The sequence below is a fragment of the Nonomuraea sp. B208 genome (assembly GCF_057536035.1).
In genome coordinates, this window is the sequence record NZ_BAAJOU010000020.1 from 309,384 (window position 1) to 318,295 (window position 8,912).

At 71.2% G+C, this 8,912-nt stretch carries 11 protein-coding genes; 4 read left to right on the forward strand and 7 right to left on the reverse strand.

Annotation, left to right across the window (positions count from 1 at the left end; translation table 11 throughout):
- Positions 1-133: 133 nt before the first annotated feature.
- A complete protein-coding gene (locus AC27IY_RS16655; protein ID WP_329584043.1) occupies positions 134-286 on the forward strand; it encodes a hypothetical protein in 153 nt (50 codons plus the stop codon).
- Between the two features lie 167 nt (positions 287-453).
- On the opposite strand, the gene AC27IY_RS16660 is transcribed toward AC27IY_RS16655, so the two are convergent.
- From AC27IY_RS16660 to AC27IY_RS16675, 4 genes are all read right to left on the reverse strand, one after another.
- Positions 454-1,425 (reverse strand): NAD(P)-dependent alcohol dehydrogenase, encoded by a 972-nt coding sequence (locus AC27IY_RS16660; RefSeq protein WP_487178448.1) that lies wholly within the window; start codon positions 1,423-1,425, stop codon positions 454-456.
- Entirely contained in the window at positions 1,422-1,649 is a 228-nt protein-coding gene (locus tag AC27IY_RS16665; protein WP_364448915.1) for a helix-turn-helix transcriptional regulator, read from the reverse strand. The genes AC27IY_RS16660 and AC27IY_RS16665 overlap by 4 nt, the downstream gene beginning before the upstream one ends.
- Complete coding sequence (locus tag AC27IY_RS16670; RefSeq protein ID WP_364448917.1) at positions 1,643-2,071, reverse strand: hypothetical protein; 429 nt, start codon at positions 2,069-2,071, stop codon at positions 1,643-1,645. The genes AC27IY_RS16665 and AC27IY_RS16670 overlap by 7 nt, the downstream gene beginning before the upstream one ends.
- Positions 2,072-2,224: 153 nt before the next feature.
- Positions 2,225-3,412, reverse strand: coding sequence for an acetyl-CoA C-acetyltransferase (locus AC27IY_RS16675; RefSeq protein WP_344209416.1), 1,188 nt, complete (start codon positions 3,410-3,412; stop codon positions 2,225-2,227).
- Positions 3,413-3,497: 85 nt separating this feature from the next.
- On the opposite strand from AC27IY_RS16675, the gene mce reads away from it, so the two are divergent.
- The 3 genes from mce (at position 3,498) to AC27IY_RS16690 (ending at position 6,679) form a co-directional block, all read left to right on the forward strand.
- On the forward strand, positions 3,498-3,929 hold the full coding sequence (gene mce, locus AC27IY_RS16680; protein WP_091090881.1) for a methylmalonyl-CoA epimerase: 432 nt from the start codon (positions 3,498-3,500) through the stop codon (positions 3,927-3,929).
- A gap of 185 nt (positions 3,930-4,114) precedes the next feature.
- Entirely contained in the window at positions 4,115-5,404 is a 1,290-nt protein-coding gene (locus tag AC27IY_RS16685) for a DivIVA domain-containing protein (protein ID WP_344209420.1), read from the forward strand.
- A gap of 108 nt (positions 5,405-5,512) precedes the next feature.
- Positions 5,513-6,679 (forward strand): AI-2E family transporter, encoded by a 1,167-nt coding sequence (locus AC27IY_RS16690; RefSeq protein ID WP_487178449.1) that lies wholly within the window; start codon positions 5,513-5,515, stop codon positions 6,677-6,679.
- Positions 6,680-6,688: 9 nt separating this feature from the next.
- Here AC27IY_RS16690 and AC27IY_RS16695 read toward each other — a convergent pair whose 3' ends face one another.
- From AC27IY_RS16695 to AC27IY_RS16705, 3 genes are all read right to left on the reverse strand, one after another.
- Positions 6,689-7,498: an alpha/beta fold hydrolase gene (locus tag AC27IY_RS16695; protein ID WP_423474599.1), complete on the reverse strand. Its 810-nt coding sequence runs from the start codon at positions 7,496-7,498 to the stop codon at positions 6,689-6,691.
- A 78-nt stretch (positions 7,499-7,576) separates the two neighbouring features.
- Positions 7,577-8,335, reverse strand: a complete 759-nt coding sequence (locus tag AC27IY_RS16700; RefSeq protein WP_423444155.1) for an SDR family NAD(P)-dependent oxidoreductase — start codon at positions 8,333-8,335, stop codon at positions 7,577-7,579.
- Positions 8,336-8,473: 138 nt separating this feature from the next.
- Positions 8,474-8,912: hypothetical protein (locus AC27IY_RS16705; protein ID WP_487178450.1), on the reverse strand; the 439-nt coding region annotated here is incomplete at its 5' end.

Below are 8,912 nucleotides of genomic sequence, written 5' to 3' on the forward strand. Positions count from 1 at the left end.
GGGTCCTAAGTACCTACCTAGGACTCCTACGCCCAGAGATAAGGCATAAGCCCGATGTGCCGGGGAGGGCCTTAGGAGCAATCTTGAGAGTGCAGACGACAGGCAACGCGAAAAAGCCCAGAGGAGCACTCGAATGAACGCCGAACTCGAATACAGCGTCATGCAGCACCACGCCTCCGAACTCCGTCAGGCCGCCGCCGAGCAGCGGCGCGTACGGGAGGCGCTGCGCGGGCCGCGGGCCGAGCGCCGCCACCGCTCGGTCTTCGCCCGCTTCCGTTCCGCGTGACCGCCCACAAGCAGCCCGGCCGCCGCCTCCCTCGCGGCCGGGCTGAACAGCCCCCATAAGGGGTGTCCGGAGCATTCCTGGTCGACGGCTCCGGAAAAGTACGCGAAGCCCCGGTCCATCCTGGTCGGACCGGGGCATCGCGCTGTCCGGGCACGGGTCCCGGCGGCTCACACCGTGATGACGAGCTTGCCGCGCGCGTGCCCCTTCTCCAGCTCGCGGATCGCCTCGGGCACCCGCTCCAGCGGGTATGTCGCGCTGACGACCGGCGTGATCGACCCGTTCCCCGCCAGCTCGGCCAGCGTCAGCAGGTCGGCCTCGCGGGGGAAGGCGAAGAACATCCGGGGCCGCTTGCGGGTGAACGGCCCGTACAGGGCGGTCCGCAGCTGCCGGTCCAGCCCGGCGAACCACCGGCCGTCGCCCTCCCCGCCCACGATGACGTACGTGCCGCGCGGCGTGAGCGCCCGCCGCAGGTGGGCCAGCGGGCGCAGGCCCGCGATGTCCACGATGAGGTCGAAGGCGGGCCGGCTGCCGTCCGTGAAGTCCTCGCGCGTGTAGTCGATGACGTCGTCCGCGCCGATCGAGCGGACGAGCTCCTCCTTCGCGCCGGAGCACACACCGGTGACGTGCGCGCCGAACGTCTTGGCGAGCTGCACGGCGAACGTCCCGACGCCGCCGCCCGCGCCGGTGATGAGCACGCGCTGCCCGCGCCGCACCCGGCCGGAGTCGCGCAGCGCACGCAGCGCGGTCATGCCCGAGGTGGGGATGGCCGCGGCCTGCTCGTACGACAGGTTCGCGGGCATCGGCGCGAGCCGGTCGACGCGGGCGCAGGCGTGCTCGGCGTAGGCCGCGCCGCAGGTGCCGAAGACGCGGTCGCCGGGCTTGAACGCGGTGACGCCGGCCCCGACCGCCGTCACCTCGCCCGCCACGTCGGCCCCGAGCCAGGGGCTCCTGGGGCGGCGCGGGCCGATGCCGAGCCGCATGACGTACGGGATGCCGGTGAGCATGTGCCACACGCCCTGGTCGACGCCCGCCGCGTGGACCCGTAACCGCACCTCGCCGTCGCCTGGCTCGGGCTCGGGGACCTCGGCGAGGCCGAGGACGCGGGGCGGGCCGTACACGCTTCTGGTGATCGCTTTCATGGCTGGTCTCCGTCCGGGTACTGGAACACGTCGTCGAGCGGGACGCCGAAGACCCGCGCGATCTGGAAGGCCACCTCCAGGGACGGTGAGTACCGGCCCTGCTCGATGGCGATGATCGTCTGTCTGGTGACGCCGATGCGGTCGGCGAGCTCCGCCTGGGTCATCTCGCCGTGCGTGAAGCGCAGGGCGCGGATCGTGTTGGTGACCTTCGTGGGCTTCACCATCCCGGCAGCCCCCGCCGGTAGGCGACGATCTTGAGCGTGGACCCGAGGACTGCCGACAGGACGAACCCCAGGTAGAGCACGTTGGCGATCCAGAAGTGCGGGAGCTCGGCCATCGCCATGACCAGGGCGGCCACCGCGCCGGCGACGAGGAACCACTGCCCGGTGTACTCGCCGTAGCGGTGGATCTCGCGGTCGCGCTGGTCCTTCTTGCCGACCTCGGCGGGCGCGGTGGTGCTCACCGCGATGAACAGCACCATCGAGGCCAGGAACGCCCCGCCGATGCTCCACAGCAGCGGCGCCACGTAGGGCACTTCGGTCAGCGGCACGGCGCCCGCCCGGCCGAGGACCGTGGCGACGTAGACGCCGTACGCCACGACCGTGACCACCAGCATGACCCAGGCGCGTTTCTCTTCGGAAGCCATACTTGGAATGTAAAGCAGGGCGGACATCGTGTCTAGTATTCTTTACATCGCGACGCAGAGTGACACGGCGATCGCACACACGAGAACGGCCCGGTGATGGTCAGAAGCGACCATCACCGGGCCGATGAGCCAGTGATCAGAAGAAGGACGGGGTCAGGACTTCGGGACGCTGATGAGCAGGGCGTCGCCCTGGCCGCCGCCGCCGCAGAGCCCGGCCGCGCCGAGCCCGCCGCCCCGGCGCTTCAGCTCGTGGGCGAGGGTGAGCACGATGCGCGCGCCGGAGGCCCCGATCGGGTGCCCGAGCGCGATGCCGCCCCCGTTGACGTTGACCTTGTCCAGCGGCACGCCCAGCTCCTTGGCCGACTGGACCACCACGCTGGCGAACGCCTCGTTGATCTCGACCAGGTCGAGGTCGTCGGCGCTGACGCCCTGCTTGGCCATGGCCTGCTTGATGGCGTTGGCCGGCTGGGACTGCAGGGAGGCGTCGGGCCCGGCGACGTTGCCGTGCCTGCCGATCTCGGCCAGCCACTCCAGGCCCAGCTCCTCGGCCTTGGCCTTGGACATGACGACCACCGCGCAGGCGCCGTCGGAGATCTGGGACGCCGAGCCGGCCGTGATGGTGCCGTCGGCGGCGAAGGCCGGGCGGAGCTTGGCGAGCGTCTCCGCCGTGGTGTCGCCGCGTACGCCCTCGTCCTCCTTGACCAGCACCGGCTCACCGCGCCGCTGCGGGATCGGCACCGGGACGATCTCGTCGTCGAAGACGCCGTTCTTGATGGCGGCGGCGGCGAGCTGGTGGGAGCGGGCCGAGACCGCGTCCTGCTCCTCGCGGCCGATGCCGAGGCGGCTGTTGTGGCGCTCGGTGGACTCGCCCATCGCGCACTGGTCGAAGGCGCAGAACAGGCCGTCGTGCGCCATCGAGTCGACGACCTCGGAGCCGCCGTACTTGACGCCCTTGCGCAGGCCGGGCAGCAGGTGGGGGGCGTTGGTCATGGACTCCATGCCGCCGGCCACCACGATGTCGAACTCGCCGGCCCTGATGAGCTGGTCGGCCAGCGCGATCGCGTCGAGGCCGGACAGGCAGACCTTGTTGATGGTGATGGAGGGGACGGTCATCGGGATGCCGGCCTTGACGGCGGCCTGGCGGGACGGGATCTGCCCGGCGCCGGCCTGGAGCACCTGGCCCATGATCACGTACTCGACAGCCTCGGGGGCGACGCCGGCGCGCTCCAGAGCGGCCTTGATCGCGATGCCGCCCAGCTCGACGGCCGACAGGCCGGACAGGGCGCCGAGCAGTTTCCCGATGGGGGTGCGAGCTCCGGCGACAATGACGGACCTGGACATGACAACGGCCTCCTGTGCTCGCGCGTCGGGTCTTTGACACGATACCCACGGGTACAACGTCGCTCGCCATGGAGGTAGACCACACATGTTCATGCGGATCGACCACATAGGGATCGCCTGCCACGACCTTGAGGAGAAGATCCGCTTCTTCTCGGAGACCTTCGAGCTCACGGTGGTCGCCCGTGAGGTCAACGAGGAGCAGGGGGTGAAGGAGGCCATGCTGCACATCGCCGACGGCGAGGGCGGGGGCTCCTACATCCAGCTCCTTGAGCCGCTCTCCGAGGACTCCCCCGTGGGGAAATTCCTCGCCAGGCGGGGCGAGGGCGTGCATCATGTCGCGTTCGGTGTACGCGACGTCACCGAAACCATGGCTAAGATCGGCGCAAAGGGTGTGAGGCTGCTGGACGAGCGTCCCAGGCACGGTTCCATGGATTCGCGGATCGCCTTCCTGCATCCCAAGGATGTGGGCGGAATGCTGACGGAGCTGGTCCAAGCTGCCGATCCCGACAAATCGTAAAAGAAGCTCATATGTAACTAGTCACGCAGAAAATTGGACGGGGCTTCGCGGGTGGCACCGGCGGAGTACGCTGGTCCTCCCAACCGGACAGGGAGCCTGCCGCGAGGCACAGGCTCCCGGATCGGATGCCCCGAACCCCCCGTCCGGCACGTGTAGCCGTCTCGACAACCCAGGATCGAGCCTCCATGCAGTCCGACATCGACGCCCAGCTCAACAATTTCTTCGAGGACGCACCCGCACGCGAATTCGATGTGGTGCTTCGCGGTTACGACCGGCATCAGGTCCACGACCACCTCAAGCAGCTCGACCAGGAGATTCGCCAGGCGCGCGAGCAGATCACCGGCCTGCAGCGCGACCTGTCCGACTCCCAGCGCCAGCTCCAGGAGCAGGAGCGCCCGACCTACTCCGGTCTCGGCGCCCGCATCGAGCAGCTGCTCCGGCTGGCCGAGGAGCAGGCCACCGAGCTCGTCCAGGCCGCCAGGTCCGAGGCCAACGAGATCAAGGCCGCGGCCAAGGTCGAGGCCGCCGACCTGCGCGCCGCCGCCGAGGCCGAGGCCGCCGAGAAGCGCGCCCAGGCCACCCGCGAGAGCGACGAGATGCGCTCCGCCGCCGAGCGCGACGCCGAGGAGATCCGGGGCACCGCCCGCCGCGAGGCCGACGAGCTGACCAACACCACCGAGCGTGAGGTCGCCAAGCTCCGGGCCACGGCCGACCACGAGGTGGCCGAGAAGCGCGCCGACGCCGAGCGTGAGATCGCCAAGCTGCGCACCACGACCGAGCGCGAGGTCGCCCAGCTGCGGGCCTCGACCAAGCGTGAGCGCGACGAGGTGCTGACCACCGCCAAGCGCCAGGCCGACGAGATGCGCGCCCAGGCCCAGCGGGTGCTGGAGGAGTCGGAGGCCAAGCGGGCCCAGGACGAGGCGGAGTTCGAGATCCAGCTCGCCTCCCGCCGGGAGGAGGCCGAGCGCCAGGAGGCCGAGCGCCACGCCACCGCCCAGGCCGCCACGCAGAAGCTGGTCGCCGAGGCCGAGCAGCGCGCCGCCACCGCCGAGTCGCGGGCCACGAAGGCGACGCAGCAGGCCGAGCAGACCCGCCGCGAGGCCGACCTGCACGCCAAGCAGCTCGTCGCCAACGCCCGCAAGAACTCCGAGTCCATCGTGGCCGAGGCGAAGTCGAGCGCCGAGACCATCGTCACCGAGGCGAAGACCGAGGCCGAGCGCACCCGTACGGCGATGCAGCGCCAGGTCGACGAGCTGACCCGCCAGCGGGACAGCATCACCAGCCACCTGGCCCAGCTCCGTCAGCTCCTCGGCGGCGCGGCGCTGCCGGGCATGGAGCCGGAGCCCGCGGTCACCGCGGCTCCGCCGAAGCCTGCGATCCCGGCGCCCGCGCCGGTGGTCGAGGCGCCGGCCACCACGCCCGCGGCCAAGATCGAGGCCAAGTCCGACGACGACGCGGAGTGGTGGCAGGAGTAACGATTCACCGCACCGGGGCTGTTTGACGGCTGGGAGAGAGCCTGGCGATCACTGGATCGCTAGGCTCTCTCTGTGTTTTCGGCCCGATATGGGAGGAGTTGCTGGTAAGTGTCCGCGAATGCCGAGACCGCCACAGGGCCTGAGGCCGGTGGTCCCACGCCTGAGGCAGGGCCCAAGAACGAGGACGGGCCCAAGGCCGAGGACGGGGCGGGGAACGGCGGCCCGGCGCAGCCGTACGGACTGCCGGGCAAGCCCCTCGCCCGCGGCCCGTTCCTGTTCGGGCTGGTCGGCGGCCTGGGGGTGCTGACCGCGATCGCGATCGCGCAGATGGTCGTCAACTCGCTGAGCACGATCATCCTGGTCGTGGTGGCGATGTTCCTGGCCGTCGGGCTCAATCCGGCCGTCGAGGCGTTGCAGCGGCGCGGGCTCGCCAGAAGGGCCGCGATCTCCACCGTGTTCATCGGGGTGATCGTGGCGTTCGTGCTGTTCGGGCTGGCGATCGTGCCGCCGGTGGGGCGGGAGCTCGCCGACTTCGTCGAGGCGGTGCCTGGCCACGTCAACGAGTTGCGCGACCATCCGGCGCTGCGGCAGCTCGACGCCGACTACCAGATCATCTCGCAGGTCGCCACGTTCGTGAGCACCGTGCTGGTGCCGTCGCTCGCGACCGGCATCATGGGCGCGAGCCTGGTGGTGCTGGACGGTCTGTTCACCACGGTGACGCTGCTGGTGCTCATGCTCTACTTCCTCGGCTCGCTGCACACGATCAAGGCGTACCTGCTGAAGCTGGTGCCGGCCTCGCGCAGGGAGCGGACCAGCGCGATCAGCGAGGAGATCCTGACCGGGATCGGCGGCTACGTCGCCGGCAACGTGCTCATCTCGGTCATCGCGGGCGTCGTGACCTGGATCTTCCTGTCCATCGTGGACGTCAGGTACGCGCTCGCGCTCGCCCTCATCGTCGCACTGACGGACCTGATCCCGCTGGTGGGCGCCACGATCGGCGCGGTGGTGGTCTCGGCCGTGGCGCTGCTGCAGTCGGTGCCGGCCGGCATCGCCTGCGCCGTCTTCTTCATCGTCTACCAGCAGATCGAGAACTACCTCATCTACCCGAGGGTGATGAAGCGCTCGGTGGACGTGACGCCGGCCGTGACGGTGATCGCCGCGTTGTTCGGCGGGGCGCTGCTCGGCATCGTCGGGGCGCTGCTCGCGATCCCGGTGGCCGCCGCCATCGCGCTGATCATCCGCGAGGTGGTGATCCCCCGGCAGGCCCGTGCCTGAGCGGGCCGCTCATCGGCGCGCGGCGCCCAGCTCGGTCTGCAGGAACTCCGACACGGCCGCGTTGAACGCCTCCGGCTGCTCGACCGCGCTGAGGTGGCCGGCCTTCGGGATGACCTCCAGCCGCGCGCCCGGCACCGCCGCCGCCATGGCCTCGGCCTCGGCGGGCGGGGTCAGGTCGTCCTCCTCGCCCACCACGACCAGCAGGGGGACCTTCAGCGCCGCGAGCGTGCCGGTGGAGTCCGGCCGCCCGGCCATCGCGCGCTGCGCCCAGGCGACCGCGCCCGGCGGGGCGGACTGCACCAGCCCCTTGACCCGCCCGAACACCATGGCCCGCCGCTCCCTGGTCGTGGGCCCGATGAGCCCCGGCAGCACCTCGCTGACCAGCACGTCGCTGCCCTCGGACAGCACGGCCTGAGCGATGCGCTCCCTGTTGTCCCGCGCGGGAGCCGGGTCGGGGACGGCCTTGGTGTCGGCGAGGATCGCGCCGAGCAGCCGGTCGGGGTGCCTGCGGCAGAACGCCAGCGTGACGTAGCCGCCCATGGACAGCCCGCCGACCACCGCCCGCTCGATGCCCTCGTCGTCGAGCAGCCTGGCGACGTCGTCGGCCATGAGGTCGAGCGACGGGTCGTCCTCGCCCAGCCGCGAGCCGCCGAAGCCGCGCAGGTCGGGGGTGATGACCCGGCAGACCTTGGCCAGTCCTTCCCGCTGGGCCAGCCACATGGCCGACGACAGCGGGAACGCGTGAAGCAGCACAACCGGGAGCCCGGTCCCGGACGATCTCGTGTAGAGCTGCACGGCCCCCACGGTAACGCGGATCACGCTGATGAGCACACGATGTCGCATGCCGATATGCCGCAAAGCGCGCGACCGCTTTCGTCCGGCCCGCTGGACAGCAGGTCAGACGGCGGTGGCCCCGCCGTCGATGAAAAGGACCTGCCCGGTCATGTACGCCGACGCCCCGCTCGCCAGGAAGATCGCCGGCTGGGCCATCTCCTCGGCGGTCCCCCAGCGCCGCATGGGCACGGTGGCGACCGTGGCCGCCCCGCCGCTCTCGTCGTCCCAGAGGTTGCGGTTGAGCTCGGTGGCCGTCCAGCCGGGGCACAGGGCGTTGACCCGTACGCCGGCCCGCGCCCACTCCAGGGCCAACGTCTTGGTGAGCGCGACCAGCCCGGCCTTGGCGGCCGCGTACGGTGCCAGGAACGGCGCGCCGAGCGCCGCGACGGAGGCCACGTTGATGACCGACCCGCTCCCCCGCTCCAGCAGATGGGGCGCGACCGCGTGGCAGACGACCATGGCCGAGTCGAGGTTGAGCCGCATGAGCTTGTCCCAGCCCGACAGCCGCAAATCCTTGAACTCGACCATGAAGTTCGAGCCGCCCGCGTTGTTGACCACGATGTCGAGGTGGCCGAGCCCGTCGATCGCGGCGGCCACCGCGCTCGCGGCGGCGTCGCGGTCGGTGAGGTCGGCGGGCAGCACGACGGCCCGGCGGCCGAGCGCCTCGACCTCCTTGGCGACCTCGGCGAGCGCGTCGGCGGACCGGGACACCAGGGCCACGTCGGCGCCGGCCGCCGCGTAGGCGAGCGCGATGGCCCGCCCGATGCCCTTCGACGCCCCCGTGACCAGGGCCTGCTTACCGTTGAGATCGAACGCGCCCACGCCGCCTCCTTCGTTGCGTGCCAGCCGAACCGAACAAGATTCTATGGGTGTCCGCCGGGAACGCGGGAGCCCCCGCCCCGGACGGGTGTCCGTCCGGAACGGGGGCTCGATGCGTCCTTTCTGCGAGCCGGCTGCTGATCAGTTCGGCGGGATGGCCGGCGGCCGGAAGATCTCCCAGATGCGGTAGATCACCGTCGGCATCTTCGAGCGCGGCGTCTCCGACGAGTACGCCTTGCCCGCCGGGCCCCACCCGGTGCCCTGGTGGGCGATGCTGTCCGCTTCCCTGGGAGCCGCCCGCGTGTGCGAACCCGTGGCCCGCACCCGGCCGAGCTGCTCGTCGATCGACTTCTTCTGCGCCTCGCTCAGCCCACGCGGCTGCGAGGAGTTCGGCGGCGTGCGCTGAGCCTTGGGCGGCGACTGTCGCTGAACCGCCTTACGGCTGGTCGGGCGGACGGCGGGACGATGCCGGACCGTGGCCTTGGACGGCCTGCTGGCCCGCCTGGTCACCGCCCTGCGCGCGGCCGCCGCGCGCCGCCGGGCCGCGTCGGCCCGCCGTGCCGCTGCCGCCGCCCGTCGC